Origin of the sequence: Domibacillus robiginosus (genome assembly GCF_000966195.1) — a bacterium.
Classification (GTDB): Bacteria; Bacillota; Bacilli; order Bacillales; family Domibacillaceae; genus Domibacillus; species Domibacillus robiginosus.
The window spans coordinates 245,641-265,434 of sequence record NZ_LAHL01000012.1; the positions used below are offsets into that span (position 1 = coordinate 245,641).

A 19,794-nucleotide genomic window follows, 5' to 3' on the forward strand; every position below is an offset into this window, starting at 1 on the left:
TTAAAAGCGGTTGTTTCCGGCACGTTTGTTTTTTCTATTGTTGTACTGCGCAACACTATTCCCCCCTTTCTCTTTAAACACACTATCTTAATATTACTATAAAGGATATAGCTGCGCTTTTCTACATTATTCCACAACATTTCAAACGAATAGACGCTCTCTTCCATATTAAATCATATTCATCATTTTTTATGTGAACGGGTGATGAACTATTTTTGTCTAATTTGTGTCTCGTCAAAACGTTCTGTTTCCAGTTGTTCTGTTTTATAAGATAATAGAAAAGACAGTAAGAAACATTAAAATGAAACGGCTTTCTTTTTTGTACGTAAAGCGTATGAGATATAGATATAGATATAGAGAGAAGAAGGTGAATATATTGAACAGCTGGCTTAAATGGCTTGGTGTGATAACCACACTGGTAATGCTTGCCGTTTTAATTGGCGGCGCGCTTGTTACAAAAACAGATTCTGGCCTTGGCTGCGGTAATGAATGGCCGCTTTGCCATGGCCGGATTATTCCGGAGAATATCAAAGCAGAAACCATCATCGAGCTTTCTCACCGGGCTGTTTCAGGGGCAGCCGGACTACTTGTTTTAGCACTTTCTATTTTTTCGTGGCGCTGTATTGGCCATAAGCGGGAAACTAAATTTCTTGCCGCTTTAGCTTTCTTTTTTTTACTGGCTCAGGCGTTAATTGGAGCGGCCGCTGTTCTTTGGGGACAAAATGACTTTGTTCTCGCTCTCCACTTTGGCATTTCTCTTATTTCATTTTCAGCTGTTTTATTATTGACTCTGCTTATTTTTGAAGTGGATCAGCGATTTGATGCTTCATCCCTTGTGATCGATACCCGAATGAAATGGCACACAATCGGCGTGACTCTCTACAGCTATATCGTTGTTTATACAGGGGCTCTTGTCCGTCACACTAAATCAAGTATGGTTTGCGGATCCTGGCCTTTGTGTGGAAACGATGAAATTCTGCCTTCAAATCTGTACCAATGGATTCAAATGGGACACCGGGCAGCCGCCGGCTTCATTTTTATCTGGATTGCCTTTATTGCTTATATGGCTCTTAAATATTATAAGGATCAACGTGTTTTGTATTACGGTTGGCTGATTGCATTCGTTCTTGTTTCACTGCAGGCAATCGCCGGTGCTTTTATCATTTGGACTCATTTAAACTTATACATTGCTCTGGCTCATGCTTTGTTTGTGTCCTGCTTGTTCGGACTGTTATGTTATTTTATCCTGCTAGTGTCAAGAAGCAGGATAAATGGTTAATAAAAAGCACTGCCTTTCTTGAAGGCAGTGCTTTTTATTTTATTTTTCGAGTTCTAAGAGAAGATCGCCTGTAGAAATCGCTTCGCCATTTTGTACGTAAACAGCTTTTACAGTTCCATCAAATGGTGCCTGCACAGTTGTCTCCATTTTCATCGCTTCGGTAATCATTAAATGATCTCCGCGCTTCACTTTATCCCCTTTTTCAAGGATGACCTTAATGACTGTTCCAGGCATGGTTGCAGCAATGTGACCTTCGTTTTTCGGGTCTGCTTTCACCTTTGCATTGACCGCTGATTTGATGCTTTCATCTTTAATGACAACATCACGCGGCTGGCCATTCAGCTCAAAAGTTAAAATGCGTGTCCCATCCGCCTGCGGATGGCCAATTGAAACGAGTTTCACAATGAGTGTTTTTCCTGTTTCAATTTCGATTTCTTTCTCTTCACCGAGACGCATGCCGTATAGGAATGTTGGTGTATCGAGAACCGAAATATCGCCATACTGCGCTTTTACTTTTGCGTAATCGGTAAACACTTTTGGATACAGCGCATACGCAATCACATCGTGATCGGTTGGCTCTTCGCCAATTTCCTCTTTTAATTCCTTACGAAGAGCATCGAAGTCAACATCCTCAAGAAGTTCACCAGGACGCACGGTGATCGGCTCTTTTCCTTTTAAGATCACTTTTTGCAGCTGCTCTGGGAAGCCGCCAACCGGCTGGCCAAGGTAGCCTTCAAAGAGCTCAATGACAGAGTCAGGGAAGTCGATTTTGTCGCCGCGAAGCAGTACTTCCTCTTCCGTTAAGTCATTTTGGACCATAAAGAGTGCCATATCCCCGACTACTTTAGAAGACGGCGTTACTTTTACGATATCGCCGAACATCAAATTCACACGGCGGTACATGTCTTTCACTTCATCCCAGCGGTCGCCAAGGCCGACGCCTTTCGCCTGCTGCTGAAGGTTTGAATACTGGCCGCCTGGCATTTCATGCTCGTAAATTTCCGTATGCGGCGCCAGCATCCCGCTTTCAAACGGCGCATAAAACTTGCGGACATCCTCCCAGTAGTAAGAGACTTTTTCAAGCGCATCGATGCCGACAGATGGAGCCCGGTCTGTTCCTTCGAGTGCGTAATGAAGCGTGTTGGCGCTTGGCTGGGATGTAAGCCCCGCCATCGTGCTGAAAGCCGTATCGACAATATCCACACCCGCTTCAATGGCTTTCGTGTACATTAATACACCGTTTCCGCTTGTGTCGTGCGTATGCAGATGAACCGGAATATCAACCGCTTCTTTCAATTCAGAAATCAGGCGGTAGGCTGCCTGCGGCTTAAGAAGGCCGGCCATATCTTTAATACCAAGAATATGAGCGCCCTGTGCTTCCAGCTCTTTCGCCATGTTTTTGTAGTATTCTACATTGTATTTTGCACGGGCTGGATCATCGATATCCCCTGTATAACAAATCGTCGCCTCAGCAATTTTACCGGACTGACGAACTGCGTCGATCGCAACTTCCATGCCTTTCACCCAGTTTAAACTGTCAAAAATACGGAATACGTCAATGCCGGATTCGGCAGACTGCTGAACAAACTCTTGAATAACATTGTCTGCATAGTTTTTGTAGCCAACTGCATTTGATGCACGCAGTAGCATTTGGAACAAGACATTTGGCACCTGCTTGCGGAGTGTTTCCAGACGCTTCCACGGATCTTCTTTTAAGAATCGGTAAGCGACATCAAATGTGGCACCTCCCCACATTTCCATTGAGAACAACTCTGGAAGAAGACGGGCTGTTGCCGGTGCAATATGAGTAAGATCAGTTGTACGCACCCGTGTTGCTAAAAGCGACTGGTGTGCATCACGCATTGTTGTATCCGTTAAAAGCACTTCTTTTTGTGCCTTCACCCATTTAACAAGACCATCCGCTCCCTGCTCATCTAAAATTTGCTTCGTTCCAGGTGCCGGTTTTTCGGACAACTTCACTTTCGGAATGCGAGGTGTATCAAAGACTGGCTTTTTCTTTTGCTCCACTCCCGGGAACCCATTAACCGTTACAGTGCCGATATAATTGAGCATTTTCGTGCCGCGGTCTTTTCGTTTCGGGAAAACAAACAACTCAGGAGATTTGTCAATAAAAGACGTATCATAGTTACCTGAAATAAAATCTTCATGACGCATAACGTTTTCTAAAAACGGGATATTCGTTTTAATTCCGCGGATCCGGAATTCCTGCAGGTTCCGCAGCATTTTGGAGGCCGCCTGCTCAAATGTCATCGCAAATGTTGATACTTTGACAAGCAGAGAATCATAATATGGTGTGATGACAGCGCCCTGGAAACTGTTGCCGGCATCTAAACGGACACCGTAGCCGCCGCCGGAACGGTATGCCATGATGCGGCCTGTATCCGGCATAAATCCGTTTTCTGGATCTTCTGTTGTGACTCGGGATTGAATCGCATATCCCATCGTCCGAATATCATTCTGCTGAGGGATACCGACTTTGTCACTGTGCAGCCCATGGCCTTCTGCCACAAGAATCTGCGTCTGCACGATATCGATTCCGGTAATCAGCTCCGTAATCGTATGCTCAACCTGGATGCGCGGATTGACTTCAATAAAATAAAACTCTTCACCTGCTGTTAAGAATTCCACAGTTCCGGCGTTTAAATAGTCCACGTTTTTCATCAGCTTCACAGCAGCGTCACAAATACGGTTTCTTAAATCCTCAGAAATCGAAACGGCCGGTGCTACTTCAACTACTTTTTGGTGACGGCGCTGAACCGAACAGTCACGCTCATACAAATGAACCACGTTACCTTCATGATCACCGATAATCTGTACTTCAATGTGCTTTGGATTTTGTACAAACTTCTCTACATAGACTTCGTCATTACCAAAGGCTGCCTTTGCTTCAGACTTGGCACGATCGTATGCTTCACGTACTTCTCCGAGGTTTTGAACAATCCGCATGCCGCGGCCGCCGCCGCCAAGAGCAGCTTTGATAATAATAGGGAATCCGTGTTTTTTACCAAATTCAATCACTTCATCCAGGCTACCAACCGGTCCGTCTGTACCCGGAATAACCGGGATATCTGCATTGATAGCTTGCGTGCGTGCTTTTACTTTATCGCCAAACATGTCTAAATGAGCAGATTTTGGTCCGATAAAGATAATGCCTTCTTCTTCGCAACGTTTTGCGAATTCGATATTTTCAGATAAAAAACCATAGCCTGGATGGATAGCATCTACTTCTGCCTGTTTGGCAATTTCAATAATACCTTCAATATCCAGGTAGGCATCAATCGGTTTTTTTCCTTCTCCAACAAGATAAGCTTCGTCTGCTTTATAGCGATGATATGAACCTGAATCTTCCTTCGAGTAAACAGCTACTGTCCGGATATGTAGTTCTGTGCAGGCACGAAATACGCGAATAGCGATTTCTCCCCTGTTCGCCACCAGCACTTTGCTGATTTTTTTCATCTTCATCTCTCCCCTGATCTGTTGATAAAATATATATATAAAAAGGTTCAACGATTTGAACCTTTTTATTTTTGAGATTTATAGTTTTTTTCATATTTTGACTGCATAGATACATTTGCCAAAATACCGAGTGATATTGAGAGCAACAATAAAGAAGATCCTCCGTAGCTGATAAACGGCAGCGGAACCCCTGTAATCGGGATAACCCCGGACATACCGCCAAGGTTAATAAATGCCTGTATGCCAATCATAGAAGAAATTCCGACTGCGAGCATAGAGCCAAATGAATCAGGACTTCTCATTGCCACGCGAAGGCCGTGCAAAACAATAAATAAAAGACCGCCTATTGCAAAAGTGACGCCTAAGATCCCCAGTTCCTCAGCGATAATCGCCATAATAAAATCAGTATGGGGCTCCGGCAAATAACCAAGTTTCTGCACACTCTGGCCAAGCCCCCGACCGGTCAGTCCGCCCGAGCCAATCGCAAGGTAGGAATTAACCAAATGGTACCCGTCTCCTTGTTCATATTTAAACGGGTCTAAATAACTTGTTAGACGGCCCATTCGTTCCTCCGACAATATTTCATCTCGTTGCCAGAGTAATAGAGGTGATAAAAGCAGGGTAAAGATTCCAATTAACACAATAAACTTACCAAGCTTTTTCATTTTTATACCGGATGTTAAAACAATTGTCAACCCTATTGCAAAAATGATCGCAGCCGTCCCGAAATCTGGCTGGAGAGCTACAAGAAAGCAAATAAAGAACAGTACAATCACCGGCGGTGCAATACTGTTGTTGAGCGAGTTAATATTTTTTTGTTTTTTTGAAAATATGGCAGACATGTACAGGATAATCACTAGTTTAGCAAACTCAGATGGCTGAATAGAGCGCGCTCCTATTTGAAACCAGCTTTGAGCATTATTGGATACTTTACCGAATCCAAAAAGTAAAAACAAAGTGAGAACCATGCCTGAAATCATTAAAAATTGAAACCGCCGCGCTTTTAAACGTTGATAAGGAACCATAGACATAAACCCAAAGGCGATAAAAGCGAAGATGATATGGAGCTTTTGTTTATCATAAAAATATCCGCTTTCAAGTCCCCACCGTTGAACGGCCATAACCGAACTCGCGCTAAAAATCATCATAAGCCCGAACAAACACAAAATAGAAAATACAGCTGCCAGCGGGTAGTCATATGATTTCAATTTTCTTTTCCACATACAAACCTTCCATTCATGCGCTTACCGATAAGCGATACTCGTTAAGTTAAAAAAACTCAAACAGCTGTTTGAGTTTTCTGTCTGTTTACCGGTCAACGGACGCTTCGTGCAGAGCTGAAAGTTCCTGTTCAAGTGAGTCAATCAGCTGTTTGCCGTCTGCTTCATCCACCAGTCCGAGACGTATAGCGAAGTCTATTTCACGGGATAAGCCGAACATTTGAGTGTCAAGCACTTCCTCGTATAAAGGACATTGCGGCATCGTTAAATTGTCCATTTGTACTTTGATGAGACGCAAAATTTTTTCCGCATCCGCCTGCAACAGAGAGTAGGCCTTTTCCCGATGGTCTATTTTCATTTCAGATGCCATTATTTCTCCCCCTGTTCCAAGAATGGAATCACTGTATATTAAAAGATTTTATCGTTAATACAGGGAATTTGCAAGGAATTTTAACAGTCAGACTGACAATACAAAATTTTCACGTTATACTTATTGGGATACATAGTTTATTTACACAAAGGAGACTTTTTCCAATGGAACAAATCATTCCCATTAAAGGAAACGTTTCGTTTCCACTTACCCTCGATCCAGGGGTATGGATTTTCGATGACCGCCGTATTGATCTTGATGAATTTTTTTCTTCAGCCGGCCAGCCGGAGCGGGATATGGAGCAGGAATACATAGAAAGCACGTCAAAATTCTGGGAAAAGGAAATTCGGGAAGGCGCTGTTTTCCCGCCCACAATCAAATCTGAAAAAAAATTTGAAAAGGAAAAAGTGCTCAATGGTACATTCGGTGTGCCGCTTTCCCCATTTTTAAACAACGCGGTGCCATTGGACAGCGCTTCCAATGTTGTCATCGAAACCAAAAGTGGATCTTTCTCCTTCCCGCTTACTGAAGCGGACTCCCTTATTATGCAGTTTTCCTTCCAAGGAAAGCCGCTGCGGGAGGATGGTCCTGTTTATGTATTATTTAAAGATGGATCAAACCGTCATCAGCCGATCAAAAACGTAACAGCTATTTCCATTCAATAAAAAATCGATCTGCCTGGGGCAGATCGATTTTTTATGTATTCGATAAAGTTGTATCTGTTTCTTTTATAAAAACTGTTGTTTCAGCCGCTAAATTAACCTTATATGGAACGTCTAAGTTATATCCATCTTCTTCCAAAATAAGCAAAATAGGCCGGTCGCTTACATGCTCGTTCTGCTCAGATACAATCCCTTTTCGGCCGTCTGTAAGCCAGACGGTTAAGCCAGTTGGATACATAACGATCGCCTTACGGAACTTTTCAATATAATCAGTCTCAAACTCAATTCCTGATCCTGCATATAAAATTTCCATTCCTTCATGAGGCAGCATAGCTTTGCGATAAATTCGATTTGATGTTACCGCGTCGTATACATCGGCAATACCAATCATTTTTCCAAAAACGTGAATTTCATTTCCTTTTAAACCGCGTGGATAACCGGATCCATCCAAACGTTCATGATGCTGAAGTGCGCAATGTGCGGCAGTCAGCGGCAGCCCGTGTTCTTTCCGAAGCAACTCAAATCCCAGTTCTGTGTGGGATTTCATCACCTCAAATTCATCCTTTGTCAATTTGTCCGGTTTCTTTAAAATAAGTGCTGGGATCAGCATTTTCCCAACATCATGAAGCATTGCACCTAAGCCAATTTCCTCTGTTTGTTTTGCTGTTAAATTTTTCAACTTCATACTAAGAGCTAATGTGTAAATGGTCACGTTTAATGAATGATTGAAAATATAATTATCATGTACATGAAGGTGAGTTAATAAATCAATGGCTTCTTTTCGCCTCCTGATTTGACTGATAATATCACGGACAACAGTAGTAAATTGCTTTTCCATTTTATGAAAGCCGAATTTTACTGAATCAGCTGATAAATCTTTTTTCAATTGATCAAACGTTTCAGACATAACCGAGAGAACTGCTCTTCTGGTTTCTTCCTTTAAAACTGGACGAATAAAAATATCGTCCGTACGCGCATCTTCAATGTATACGTATGAAATACCGAGCGAGCACAGCCTCTTTACTATAGGCGGTGTAAGCTCTGCACCCGCTTTTAGCAATATGTGTCCTTTGCTATTCCATACACTTTCAGCAAGAAAGACGTTTTCCCGGATAGATGATACCGCAACCAATCTCAATATGTTCAAACCCCTTATATAACCAAGATAACGTAGTTAAACCTTTTTCTGTTTTAAGGCCTCCATAATTTGCCGATCTAATTTTTCTGCTGCCTGCAAATCATAGGTTTTTTCAGAAACAGGCTCTGCTGTAATTCTCGACCCATAAAACATTACATCCCGCACTTCTGTTATAGAAACCTCTATAACAGATGCTTTTAGGGGCACTCCCTCTAAATGAGTGGATAAAATGCTTGCACTTCCGCTAATTGTATAAGCGGATTCAGAGGCAAAAACAGCCAGGGAAACAAGTGTATTTTTATGAATGTTATTGATAATTTTTGACCTGCTGTCCACCGCTATCCGCAGTGTTGTATCATCTGGCGCGTACACCCAGGAAACAGCATTCATAAAAGGTGCCCCTGTTTCCGCATCAACGGTCGAAAAAAAAGACAGACGTTCTGACTGAAGAGCTTCAAACAACTCTGGTATTAAATATGGTTCATTTCGATTCGCCATTGCCACCGCTCCTTCTGACTTTTCTCCTATTATACTGATAAACCCTTTACATTTCTATATGTCAGCCATGTTGCATGGTATACTACTTATAAATGGAGGTGCCCTAATGAGAGTAAAATGCGTCATTTGCGACAAGATAGAATCAATTGATGATCACTTGCCTTCTACCAAAAAACTGCGCAATCGTCCAATTCATACATATATGTGTGAAGAATGTCATGAGCGTATCTCGGAGAAAACAGAGCAGCGGATCAGTACAGGCCAATTTTTTGTTTATCGATCCGGAAAACAGAAAGAGTGGCTTCAATAAAGAATATTCTGCTGACTGGCACTGTGGGGGAATTGTGCTTACCTTCTTTTAAAAGCAGTCGAATTACTTACGGGAAAGAAAGTGTATACATTACTGCTGAATGTTGATTTTATTCCTCTTTTTAATTAGATCGTCTGGCGGAACGGATGAAATTTTTCTTTCATTTGCTTTTTCTTTTTCCATTGCAGCTGTTTTCTTCTGGCTGCTTTCAAGAATAAAGCGACCTTTTATAACCGCTTTTATCCTTGTGCTGCCAGCTGTTTTTCTTTATTATCCCTTGTCTGTGCTTTCTCGCAAGCCTGTTGCCACTCCTTACAACGTGCAGGCTTTCGGATGGTGAGCGGGACATATTTATTTTATATGCTCTAGTACTCGGTTTATTTGGACAAAAAGAAAAGCGGGAGGCGTAAGCCTCCCGCTTTTATAATCGTGCGGTTCTTTCTTGTTTCTGGTGCTTTCTCAGCCGGAGCTTGTATGTCCCTAATACAAGGGCCGCCACAAGCAGGCTTTCAACAACCGGCAGCTGATAAGACAAAATCAAAAGCAGCAAGGAGCCAATCGTAAGTGAAACATAAACAATGGCGTTTTGCCACATTTTAAGCTTTTTTGCAAACCCAAGGTTATATACGAGAATGGAAAGGGCAATTAAGATGCCCCAGTAAATGTAGACCGCTGTCTGAACACCAAACGATTCAATAAGGGCCCTGAGAAGCGGACCCACATGCTGTAGTCCTTCCACACTCATTCCTCCCCCTGTTTAGTCTTGCTTGTTTTTCTTTGCTGCACGTTCACGCTCGTTTTTATCAAGAATCTTCTTACGAAGGCGAATTGATTCCGGTGTTAATTCACAATACTCGTCATCATTCAAGTATTCAAGCGCTTCTTCAAGAGACATAATACGCGGTTTTTTCATCGTTGCCGTTTGGTCCTTATTGGCAGAGCGGACGTTGGTTGCCTGCTTTGTTTTAGCAATGTTTACGGTTAAATCATTGTCACGTGTATGCTCGCCGACGATCATACCCGCATAAATTTCCGTACCTGCTTCCACGAAAATCGTTCCGCGATCTTCTACACCCATAATACCATATGTGGATGCTTTTCCAGTTTCCTGAGATACAAGAACGCCCTGACGGCGGCCGCCGATGCGCCCTTTTTGCATTGGCTGGTAGCTGTCAAATGTATGGTTAATGATACCATAACCGCGTGTCATCGTTAAAAATTCTGTTGTATATCCGATCAAGCCACGTGCCGGTACCATGAAAATCAAGCGAACCTGGCCATTTCCATTGTTGATCATATCGAGCATTTCACCTTTACGCTCACCCATTGATTCAATGATAGAACCGGTATATTCTTCAGGCACATCAATTTGAACGCGCTCAACTGGTTCACATTGAACCCCATCGATTTCACGAACAATAACCTGTGGCTTCGATACTTGAAGTTCAAATCCTTCACGACGAAGATTTTCAATTAAAATAGATAGGTGAAGCTCACCGCGCCCAGATACAATCCACTCATCTGGAGAAGCCGTATTTTCAACGCGAAGGCTGACATCTGTTTCAAGCTGCGCATGAAGACGTTCTTCAATTTTTCTGGAAGTTACAAATTTCCCTTCGCGGCCAGCGAACGGGCTGTTATTTACAAGAAAATTCATTTGCAGAGTCGGTTCGTCAATACGAAGGACCGGCAGTGCTTCCTGATGTTCCATTGGTGTAACAGTTTCACCGACGTTAATATCTTCCATACCGGAAACCGCTACAAGGTCCCCTGCTTTAGCTGTTTCGATTTCTACCCGTTTCAGCCCAAGGAAACCGAACATTTTTGTTACACGGAACTGCTTTACTTTTCCATCAAGCTTCATAAGGGCAACAGACTGTCCCACAGACATTTCACCACGGAAAACGCGGCCAATTCCAATACGGCCAAGGTAGTCATTGTAATCAAGAAGCGCTACCTGGAATTGAAGCGGCTCGTCACTATTATCAACCGGCGCCGGGATATGTTCAATAATCGCTTCATATAATGCTTCCATGTTTTCATCCTGTTGTTCTGGATCTGTGCTTGCTGTTCCGTTGATACCCGAAGCATAAATAACTGGGAATTCAAGCTGCTCATCGTTCGCATCAAGCTCAATGAAAAGCTCTAATACTTCATCCACCACTTCTGCTGGACGTGCAAAATCACGGTCAATTTTGTTTACGACAACGATTGGACGCAGGTTTTGCTCAAGTGCTTTTTTCAACACAAATCGTGTTTGCGGCATGCAGCCTTCATATGCATCGACTACAAGTAACACACCATCAACCATTTTCATAATCCGCTCTACCTCGCCGCCGAAGTCAGCGTGTCCTGGCGTATCCAAAATGTTGATTTTTGTATCTTTATATTGAATCGCAGTATTTTTAGCGAGAATTGTAATACCGCGTTCGCGTTCAAGGTCGTTTGAATCCATCGCGCGCTCTTCTACATGCTCATTTGACCGAAAAATACCTGACTGCTTCAATAACTGATCGACCAGCGTTGTTTTTCCATGGTCAACGTGGGCAATAATCGCGATGTTCCGTAAATCGTTTCTTGTTTTCAACCTATTTCCTCCTGCCTTTTCTAGAAACTTCGTTTTGTTCGGTTTCCATTAACTGAACTATTATACCACATCATAACCACGATGCCTATTTGGAAAAAGCGGCATTGCAAAAAAAGATCTTGTTGTACTACAATAGACAAAAAGGAGGTCTTCACTTTGCCTACTATTCAATGGCCGTTTTTAGGATTTGCTGTTTTAGCTGCTGCATGCATGATTGGCATCGGTATTGCCATCGGTGAAGGAAGTATTTTAGGCGGTGCGCTCTCGATTGTTCTTCTCCTGGCTGTAATGGGGTTTGGATTTTCGTATAAAGCAAAAATGCGCCGGGCAGGCAAATTGTAACCAAGGCGCAGCAGTATCAGACAGCGCTCTACATACAACTGACTGTTTGTAATCAAAAAAGGAACAGCCGACATAGACGCTGTTCCTTTTTTGATTAGGTTAAGTATTTTTTTAAAATATCCTGATGTAGGCCTGGCGCTGCTGCAAAAACAGGATTCACGGACAGCATATCGATTTCTCCTCCATCGATGGTACTGACGATACCACCCGCTTCTTCTACAATCATTTTTCCGCCCGCAAAATCCCACGGAGCGTTTCGCATCGTAATATAGCCATCTAAGCGCCCTGAAGCCACATAAGCAAGCTCCAGTGCTGCTGAACCGTATGATCTTGTTCCCCGTACATCTTTTGCTAGCTGCACAAGCTTTTCCTGGTTAAAATGACGGTTGTTAATCAGCCAGGTGGCGCTAATTCCCAATATAGCCGTTTCAACAGGTGCTTTTTCTAATTTGGGAAGCGGCGTGTCATTCATCCAGGCTCCGTGCCCCTTCCTTGCATGGTAAAGTTCATCGTGAACAATATCATATATGTATCCGAGCTGGCCAATACCGTTTTCATAAATTCCAATTGAGACGGCAAAATTACGCTGCTGATGAACAAAATTCATCGTGCCGTCAATCGGATCAATGATCCATATTACTCCATCCAGCGATTGAACACGATCTCCCTGTCCTTCTTCACCTAAAATACGATGCTCAGGAAATTCAGAACGAATATTTTCTATAAAAAAGCGCTCTGTTTCCTGGTCTACATTTGTCACTAAATCATTCGGATTTGACTTTGCCTGAATGGTGAGCGAACTGGTAAAAGATGCTCGTATGTTTGTCCCGGCTTCTTGAATCCACCGTTTCACCGTTTGGTCTATTTTTGTCCAATTCGTCATGATACAGCCCCCGTCTCACTTCTATTCGATTTTTTACCACCTTACACGAAAAAAAAAAGCTTATCAAGTTTTTCCAACTTCTTATGATATAGTAACATAAGAACGTAAAATGATTTGCAAGAAAGGATTATATTCTCATGACATTCACTGGCTTTACAGAAGAAGATTTTCATACTTTTCAAATAAATGGGCTTGAGGAGCGAATGACAGCGATACAGGAACGCATCCAGCCAAAATTTAATGAGCTAGGCAGCACGCTCGCAGATGATCTATCAATACTGCTTGGCCAGGAAATGTTTCTGCACATTGCACGTCATGTACGCCGGAAAGTAAATCCACCGAACGATACGTGGCTTGCCATTGCCAATAACAAGCGTGGATATAAGCAGCACCCTCACTTTCAAGTTGGCTTATTTGACGATCATGTTTTTGTTTGGCTTGCATTTATTTACGAGCTGCCAGGCAAAAAGGAAATAGCTGAAACATTTTTAACTCACCAGCAGGTGCTTCAGGACCACATACCTGCTCACTACGTCGTCTCACTGGATCACTTGAAAAAGGATGCCGAGACATGGGGAGAGCTAAACATTGAGCAGGCTCTGAAGCGGTTCCGGGACGTAAAAAAAGCGGAGCTGTTAATTGGCCGTCACATTCAATCAGATGATCCTGTGCTGCAGGATGGCGAAGCGCTTTATGCATTGATCAAAGAAACATTTCAAACGCTGCTTCCTATTTATCAGCTGGCTTATAAATAAACAACCGCCCATTTCATCCAAGGAAATGGGCGGTTGTTTTTACATGCGTATTTTAGTTTGGTCAGGGGCCTGCTTCATTTTTTGAACAGCCCGGTAAGAAGAATAGCCGCTTACTTCTTCAAATTCATTGCAAATACGCTTTTCTTCTGCTTTTCCGGGCACGATTTCTTTAAATCGTCGATAACGCTCCATCAATGTTTCTTTTACAATTCCTTTTTCATAAGCCTGCTCAATGGCTTCGAAAAAGGATACCACATCGATCACTTCTTCCGTTGACCAATCCGTTGAAAACGGGTACGAATATTCCATTTTCCTCACCTCTCTTTAGTTATTCGCTTCCGTACCATCCAACTCCTTGTTTGGGAAGAAAAATTCCTTTGCAATAAGAGGGCAAAGTGCTATAATTCTTTTGCTTTAACGAATGATTAGAAAAGAGGTGGAAATGGCGTTGTCACAACACGAAACACCATTATTTGATGGGCTTCTTCGCCATGCCGAACGAAACCCAGTCCAATTTCATATTCCCGGCCATAAAAAAGGAAACGGAATGGACCCTGTCTTCAAAGAATTTATCGGAGAAAATGCGCTTTCCATTGATTTGATTAATATCGCTCCACTGGATGATCTGCACCAGCCCCATGGCATTATTAAGGAAGCACAGCAGCTGGCTGCTGAAGCATTTGGTGCTGACCATACATTTTTCTCCGTTCAAGGAACAAGCGGAGCAATTATGACCATGATTATGGCTGTTTGTGGACCTGGCGAAAAAATTATTGTTCCAAGAAACGTGCATAAATCCATTATGACTGCTATTGTATTTTCTGGTGCGGTTCCCATTTTTATTCATCCTGAAATCGACAAAGACCTTGGAATTTCACATGGTATTACAACAGAATCTGTTACCCGGGCGCTAACAGAGCATCCGGATGCAAAAGGTTTGCTTGTTATTAATCCGACATACTTCGGTATTGCGGGCGATTTAAAACAAATCGTAGATATCGCTCATTCCTTTGACGTTCCTGTTGTTGTCGATGAAGCACACGGTGTTCACATCCACTTTCATGAAGACCTTCCAATATCGGCTATGCAGGCAGGAGCCGATATGGCAGCAACGAGCGTGCACAAGCTGGGCGGTTCTATGACCCAGAGCTCTATTTTAAATGTGCGTGAAGGGCTTGTTTCGGTAAATCGTGTACAGTCCATTTTAAGCATGCTGACTACGACATCTACGTCTTATATACTGCTTGCTTCCCTCGATACAGCTCGAAGACACCTGGTGATGAATGGACATCAGATCATCGAGGAAGCTCTTAACCTCGCTCAGGCAACACGAAAAAAAATAAACCAAATTGACCACCTGTACTGTGTGGGTGAAGAAATTCTGGGTTCTAAAGCTACGTATGATTACGACCCGACAAAACTGATCATTTCAGTGAAAAACCTTGGCATCAGTGGTCACGATGCAGAAAAATGGCTTCGAGATCATTACAACATCGAAGTAGAACTCAGTGATTTGTATAACATCCTTTGTATCATTACACCGGGTGATTCCAAGGAAGACTGTGAACTGCTTGTAAAAGCGCTGGCTGAAATGGCAGCTTCTTTTAATGGGACAGTTCAGTCCAAGCATGCACACGTGATACTGCCAGATATCCCACTTTTAGCTCTTTCTCCTCGTGAAGCTTTTTACGCCGAGACAGAAACTGTCCCGCTGGATGAATCAGCTGGACGGATTATGGCAGAATTCATGATGGTTTACCCTCCAGGTATTCCAATTTTTATTCCAGGGGAAATCATCACAGAAGAAAATCTACGCTATGTAAAAGAAAATGTAGCTGCTGGTCTTCCTGTTCAAGGACCAGAGGATGAAGAATTAAAAACGCTTCGTGTTATTCGCGAACGCAAGCCCATTTATTAAAAAAGAGCTGCTCCATGACGGAGCGGCTCTTTATGTACGTTTAGTCATCGATTTCTGTTTCTTCATCACAGCCACAATGAGAGTATAAAACGGTCACCTTTTCTTCTTCAAAGTGCTCAATTGTTGATTTGCATGATTTGCAGATGATTGTTCCCATGTTTTATAACCCCCCGTTTTTTATTTTTGAAAGCGTTTTATATTTATTAAATTTATATCCCAATTAGAACAGCACTTTTTTCTATTCGTTCAGTCATCACTCTTTGCTTCATGATCACAGCCACAGTGAGAGTATAAAACTGTCACCTTTTCTTCTTCAAAGTGCTCAATTGTTGATTGACATGACTTGCAGATGATTGTTCCCATGTTTTATAACCTCCTGTTTTATTTTTGAAAGCGATTTATATTTCTTGATCTTATAATAATATAACACATTTAAAATTTCAAGCTTAAATTGTATAACATATTTAAAACGGGACAAAAAACCCCCGGTTTCCTAAAATAAGGAAACCGAGGGCTTCAATGTGATCATATTATTATTTTACGATGTGAATTGGCGTTCCAAGTGCTACTTCTGCTGCTTCCATTGTCATTTCAGCAAGCGTTGGGTGAGCATGGATCGTCATCGCTACATCTTCAAGTGTCATGCCAGCTTCAATAGCAAGACCAAGCTCTGCTACCATATCAGAAGCGCCTGAACCAGCGATTTGCGCGCCGATAATCAGTCCATCTTCTTTGCGTGCTACCACTTTTACGAAGCCGTCTGTGCTGTTAAGTGCAAGTGCACGGCCATTCGCTGCAAATGGGAACTTCGCAGATACGATTTCGATGTTTTCTTCTTTTGCTTGTGCTTCACTGTATCCAACTGTTGCAAGTTCCGGCTCTGTAAAGCAAACTGCTGGAATCGCAAGGTAATCCACTTCAGATTTTTCTCCTGCAATTGCCTCAGCCGCAATCTTACCTTCGTAAGATGCTTTGTGGGCTAAAGGAGGTCCCGAAATGATATCGCCAATTGCGTAAATGTTCGCTACGCTTGTACGGCACTGCTTATCCACTTCTACCAGGCCTCGCTCCGCTACTTTCACACCGATGCCTTCAAGACCCATTTCATCCGTGTTAGGACGACGGCCCACTGTAACAAGTACGTAATCCGCTTCGATTGTTTCTTCTTTTCCGCCTGCTTCGTATGTTACTTTTACACCGTTTTCTGTTTCAACAGCAGATTTCGCCATAGCTTTTGTTACAATTTCGATGCCTTTTTTCTTCATGTTGCGTTTAACAATCGCAGACATTTGTTTTTCAAAGCCGCCAAGAATTTCAGGAGCACCTTCAAGGATTGTCACTTCTGTTCCAAAATCCGCAAATGCTGTTGAAAGCTCAGAGCCAATGTAGCCGCCGCCGACAACAACCATCTTTTTTGGAATTTCTTTTAGTGCAAGAGCGCCTGTTGAATCAATAACACGAGTTGAAAATTTGAAATTCGGGATTTCAATCGGGCGTGAGCCTGTTGCGACAATCGCATTTTTGAACGTATATGTTTGAGCAGAATCTTCGCCCATAACGCGAAGCGTGTTTGCATCGTTGAAATATGCTTCTCCACGAACAACTTCTACTTTATTTCCTTTAAGAAGTCCTTCAACGCCGCCTGTTAACTTTTTCACAACTCCAGCTTTCCACTGTTGTACTTTGTCAAAGTTCACAGAAACACTCTCAGCTACGATACCGATATCGTCAGAATGTTTTGCCTGCTCAAAGCGATGAGCCGCGGTTAAAAGAGCTTTAGAAGGAATACAGCCTACGTTTAAGCAGACTCCGCCAATGTTTGCTTTTTCAACAATTGTTACTTTTTGTCCAAGCTGTGCTGCACGAATTGCAGCTACATAACCGCCAGGACCTGAACCAATTACTATAGTGTCTGTTTCAATCGGGAAATCTCCTACTACCATCTCTTACGCCTCCATTAGTAAAAGTTCTGGGTTGTTTAACAACCGTTTAATGTGATTCAACGCATTTTGCGCAGTCGCTCCATCAATCATACGATGATCAAAGCTCAATGATAATGCTAACACAGGTGCCGCTACAATTTCACCATTTTTTACAATTGCTTTTTCAGCAATGCGTCCAATACCCAAAATTGCTACTTCTGGATGGTTGATAACCGGTGTAAACCATTGTCCGCCGGCAGAACCGATATTAGTGATTGTGCAAGATGCGCCTTTCATTTCTGCAGGAGCCAATTTACCATCACGTGCTTTAACAGCAAGCTCATTGATTTCGTTAGAGATCGCAAACATTGACTTGCGGTCTGCGTTTTTCACAACTGGCACCATCAAGCCTTTTTCAGTATCAGCTGCAATTCCGATGTTGTAGTAATGCTTGTGAACAATTTCGCTTGTTGCATCATCGATTGATGTGTTAAGCGCAGGGAATTCGCGAAGTGCACTTGTCAAAGCTTTTACAACGTATGGAAGGAATGTTAATTTCACGCCTTTTTCCGCTGCAATATCTTTGAACTTTTTGCGGTGTGCCCAAAGCTCTGTTACTTCTATTTCATCCATAAGCGTAACATGTGGTGCTGTATGTTTTGAGTTAACCATTGCTTTGGCAATCGCTTTGCGGATACCACTCATTTTTTCGCGTGTTTCTGGGAACTCGCCTTCTGGAATAGCCGCTGCTGCTGGTTTTGACTCTTCTTTTGCTGCTGGAGCTTCCTGCTGTGCAGCTGTCTCTGCTTGTGCAGGAGCCTTCGCACCACCGTTCAAGAATGCATCAATATCTTCTTTTACAATGCGTCCATTTTTACCGCTGCCTGCTACTTGAGCAATGTTTACATCTTTTTCACGTGCATATTTGCGTACGGATGGCATTGCAACGATACGGCGGTTCGGATCTACTTCTTCCTGCGGCTGAGCCGGCGTAGTGCTTACAGGACCTGTAGATTCTTTTGGTGCTTCTTCAACAGGAGCTTTATCAATGTTTTGCCCGCCTTCTAAAGAAGACTGAACCTGTGCTTCTGTTTTCGCTTCACCTTCGTCGCCATGGTCGTCGCCTTTAAATTTCAAATCTTCGTATCCAGGAGCGTCAAATTTAATTAATGTGTCGCCAACAATTGCTGTTGTACCCTCTTCAACCAATACTTCCTCTACTGTACCCGCAACTGGTGATGGAATTTCAACAACCGCTTTATCGTTTTGTACTTCGCAAAGCACGTCATCTTCCGCAACTTTGTCACCTGGCTTTACAAACCACTTGACGATTTCACCTTCGTGAATACCTTCACCGATGTCCGGTAATTTAAATTCAAATGCCAATGCATTCAGCCTCCTAATAATTGAGTTTTGAAAAGGAGGCTCAGCCTCCTTTTCATAAATTAAGTATGATTAAAATTCAAGAACTTTTTTCGCTGTTTCGACAATATCTTTATGGTTTGGAAGCCATACGCCCTCTGCTTGTGAGAATGGGAATACAGTATCCGGTGCTGCTACACGCAGAACAGGAGCTTCCAGGCTTAAAATTGCACGATCATTGATTTCAGCTACAACGTTCGCTGCAATACCGCCTTGTTTTTGCGCTTCTTGAACAACGATTGCACGTCCTGTTTTCTCAACAGAAGCAATGATTGTTTCAATATCAAGCGGTTGAATTGTGCGAAGATCAATAACTTCAACAGAATGACCTTCTTTTTCAAGAGCTTCCGCTGCTTTAAGAGATTCATGAACCATTGCACCGTACGTAATGATTGAAAGGTCTGTACCTTCACGTTTTACGGCTGCTTTTCCAAGCGGAATTGTGTATTCTTCTTCCGGCACTTCTTCACGGAATGAACGGTACAATTTCATATGCTCCAAGAAAATTACTGGATCGTTATCACGAATAGCAGAAATCAAAAGTCCTTTTGCTTCATAAGGAGTAGAAGGAATAACTACTTTTAAACCAGGCTGTTGTGCTACAAGCCCTTCTAAGCTGTCTGCATGAAGTTCTGGTGTATGAACGCCGCCGCCAAATGGAGAACGGAACGTTACAGGAGCAGAATATGTTCCGCCTGAACGATAACGCATACGTGCAAGCTGACCATTGATGGAATCCATTACTTCGTAAACAAATCCGAAAAACTGAAGTTCCGGTACTGGACGGAATCCTTCTAAAGCAAGACCGACAGCTAAACCACCGATTCCAGATTCTGCAAGCGGCGTATCAAAAACACGCTCTTCTCCGAATTCTTTTTGAAGGCCTTCTGTTGCACGGAACACGCCGCCGTTAACGCCGACGTCTTCACCGAAAACAAGGACGTTTTCGTCATTTTTAAGCTCTACGCGCAAGGCATCCGTAATCGCTTGAATCATTGTCATTTGTGCCAT

20 protein-coding genes are annotated in these 19,794 nt (G+C 42.8%); 6 read left to right on the forward strand and 14 right to left on the reverse strand.

All coding sequences use genetic code 11. The features are described from left to right. Nucleotides 1-376: 376 nt before the first annotated feature. On the forward strand, nucleotides 377-1,279 hold the full coding sequence (locus tag VP97_RS09590) for a COX15/CtaA family protein (protein ID WP_156153456.1): 903 nt from the start codon (nucleotides 377-379) through the stop codon (nucleotides 1,277-1,279). 39 nt (nucleotides 1,280-1,318) lie between these two features. Here VP97_RS09590 and pyc read toward each other — a convergent pair whose 3' ends face one another. The 3 genes from pyc to VP97_RS09605 all read right to left on the reverse strand — a co-directional run bounded on the left by pyc (nucleotide 1,319) and on the right by VP97_RS09605 (nucleotide 6,346). After that, the gene (gene pyc, locus VP97_RS09595) at nucleotides 1,319-4,756 is read right to left on the reverse strand and encodes a pyruvate carboxylase (protein WP_172656753.1); all 3,438 of its coding nucleotides are present in this window, start codon (nucleotides 4,754-4,756) and stop codon (nucleotides 1,319-1,321) included. A gap of 65 nt (nucleotides 4,757-4,821) precedes the next feature. After that, nucleotides 4,822-5,979, reverse strand: coding sequence for an FtsW/RodA/SpoVE family cell cycle protein (locus VP97_RS09600; protein WP_050181558.1), 1,158 nt, complete (start codon nucleotides 5,977-5,979; stop codon nucleotides 4,822-4,824). A gap of 85 nt (nucleotides 5,980-6,064) precedes the next feature. Further along, nucleotides 6,065-6,346, reverse strand: coding sequence for an Fpa/YlaN family protein (locus VP97_RS09605; RefSeq protein WP_050181559.1), 282 nt, complete (start codon nucleotides 6,344-6,346; stop codon nucleotides 6,065-6,067). 164 nt (nucleotides 6,347-6,510) lie between these two features. On the opposite strand from VP97_RS09605, the gene VP97_RS09610 reads away from it, so the two are divergent. Next, a complete protein-coding gene (locus tag VP97_RS09610) occupies nucleotides 6,511-7,011 on the forward strand; it encodes a hypothetical protein (RefSeq protein ID WP_050181560.1) in 501 nt (166 codons plus the stop codon). A gap of 31 nt (nucleotides 7,012-7,042) precedes the next feature. Here VP97_RS09610 and VP97_RS09615 read toward each other — a convergent pair whose 3' ends face one another. Further along, nucleotides 7,043-8,146, reverse strand: coding sequence for an HD-GYP domain-containing protein (locus tag VP97_RS09615; RefSeq protein WP_050181561.1), 1,104 nt, complete (start codon nucleotides 8,144-8,146; stop codon nucleotides 7,043-7,045). A gap of 36 nt (nucleotides 8,147-8,182) precedes the next feature. Continuing rightward, nucleotides 8,183-8,644, reverse strand: coding sequence for a pyridoxamine 5'-phosphate oxidase family protein (locus VP97_RS09620; protein ID WP_050181562.1), 462 nt, complete (start codon nucleotides 8,642-8,644; stop codon nucleotides 8,183-8,185). 106 nt (nucleotides 8,645-8,750) lie between these two features. On the opposite strand from VP97_RS09620, the gene VP97_RS09625 reads away from it, so the two are divergent. Next, nucleotides 8,751-8,954, forward strand: a complete 204-nt coding sequence (locus VP97_RS09625; protein ID WP_050181563.1) for a YlaI family protein — start codon at nucleotides 8,751-8,753, stop codon at nucleotides 8,952-8,954. A 421-nt stretch (nucleotides 8,955-9,375) separates the two neighbouring features. Here the strand turns inward: VP97_RS09625 and VP97_RS09635 are convergent, their stop codons facing one another. Both VP97_RS09635 and typA read right to left on the reverse strand, forming a co-directional pair. Next, nucleotides 9,376-9,693 carry a YlaH-like family protein gene (locus VP97_RS09635; protein WP_050181695.1) on the reverse strand — a complete coding sequence of 106 codons (318 nt, stop codon included), beginning with the start codon at nucleotides 9,691-9,693 and terminating at the stop codon, nucleotides 9,376-9,378. Nucleotides 9,694-9,711: 18 nt separating this feature from the next. Next, entirely contained in the window at nucleotides 9,712-11,541 is a 1,830-nt protein-coding gene (typA, locus tag VP97_RS09640; protein WP_050181565.1) for a translational GTPase TypA, read from the reverse strand. A 156-nt stretch (nucleotides 11,542-11,697) separates the two neighbouring features. Here typA and VP97_RS09645 point away from each other — a divergent pair, with 156 nt between their 5' ends. After that, a complete protein-coding gene (locus VP97_RS09645; protein ID WP_050181566.1) occupies nucleotides 11,698-11,883 on the forward strand; it encodes a DUF5325 family protein in 186 nt (61 codons plus the stop codon). Nucleotides 11,884-11,977: 94 nt separating this feature from the next. On the opposite strand, the gene VP97_RS09650 is transcribed toward VP97_RS09645, so the two are convergent. Beyond that, nucleotides 11,978-12,769: an inositol monophosphatase family protein gene (locus VP97_RS09650; protein WP_156153457.1), complete on the reverse strand. Its 792-nt coding sequence runs from the start codon at nucleotides 12,767-12,769 to the stop codon at nucleotides 11,978-11,980. 134 nt (nucleotides 12,770-12,903) lie between these two features. On the opposite strand from VP97_RS09650, the gene VP97_RS09655 reads away from it, so the two are divergent. Further along, a complete protein-coding gene (locus VP97_RS09655; RefSeq protein ID WP_050181568.1) occupies nucleotides 12,904-13,521 on the forward strand; it encodes a YktB family protein in 618 nt (205 codons plus the stop codon). A 39-nt stretch (nucleotides 13,522-13,560) separates the two neighbouring features. Here the strand turns inward: VP97_RS09655 and VP97_RS09660 are convergent, their stop codons facing one another. Beyond that, nucleotides 13,561-13,830: a UPF0223 family protein gene (locus tag VP97_RS09660; protein WP_050181569.1), complete on the reverse strand. Its 270-nt coding sequence runs from the start codon at nucleotides 13,828-13,830 to the stop codon at nucleotides 13,561-13,563. A gap of 139 nt (nucleotides 13,831-13,969) precedes the next feature. Between VP97_RS09660 and VP97_RS09665 the strand changes: the two genes are divergently transcribed. After that, the gene (locus VP97_RS09665) at nucleotides 13,970-15,439 is read left to right on the forward strand and encodes an aminotransferase class I/II-fold pyridoxal phosphate-dependent enzyme (RefSeq protein ID WP_050181696.1); all 1,470 of its coding nucleotides are present in this window, start codon (nucleotides 13,970-13,972) and stop codon (nucleotides 15,437-15,439) included. A 40-nt stretch (nucleotides 15,440-15,479) separates the two neighbouring features. Here VP97_RS09665 and VP97_RS09670 read toward each other — a convergent pair whose 3' ends face one another. The 5 genes from VP97_RS09670 to VP97_RS09690 form a co-directional block, all read right to left on the reverse strand. Further along, nucleotides 15,480-15,596: a GapA-binding peptide SR1P gene (locus VP97_RS09670; protein WP_050181570.1), complete on the reverse strand. Its 117-nt coding sequence runs from the start codon at nucleotides 15,594-15,596 to the stop codon at nucleotides 15,480-15,482. Between the two features lie 89 nt (nucleotides 15,597-15,685). After that, nucleotides 15,686-15,802, reverse strand: a complete 117-nt coding sequence (locus VP97_RS09675; protein ID WP_050181571.1) for a GapA-binding peptide SR1P — start codon at nucleotides 15,800-15,802, stop codon at nucleotides 15,686-15,688. A 170-nt stretch (nucleotides 15,803-15,972) separates the two neighbouring features. Further along, on the reverse strand, nucleotides 15,973-17,382 hold the full coding sequence (gene lpdA, locus VP97_RS09680; protein WP_050181572.1) for a dihydrolipoyl dehydrogenase: 1,410 nt from the start codon (nucleotides 17,380-17,382) through the stop codon (nucleotides 15,973-15,975). Nucleotides 17,383-17,385: 3 nt separating this feature from the next. Further along, nucleotides 17,386-18,747, reverse strand: coding sequence for a dihydrolipoamide acetyltransferase family protein (locus tag VP97_RS09685; RefSeq protein ID WP_050181573.1), 1,362 nt, complete (start codon nucleotides 18,745-18,747; stop codon nucleotides 17,386-17,388). Between the two features lie 69 nt (nucleotides 18,748-18,816). Then, nucleotides 18,817-19,794 (reverse strand): alpha-ketoacid dehydrogenase subunit beta, encoded by a 978-nt coding sequence (locus VP97_RS09690; protein WP_050181574.1) that lies wholly within the window; start codon nucleotides 19,792-19,794, stop codon nucleotides 18,817-18,819.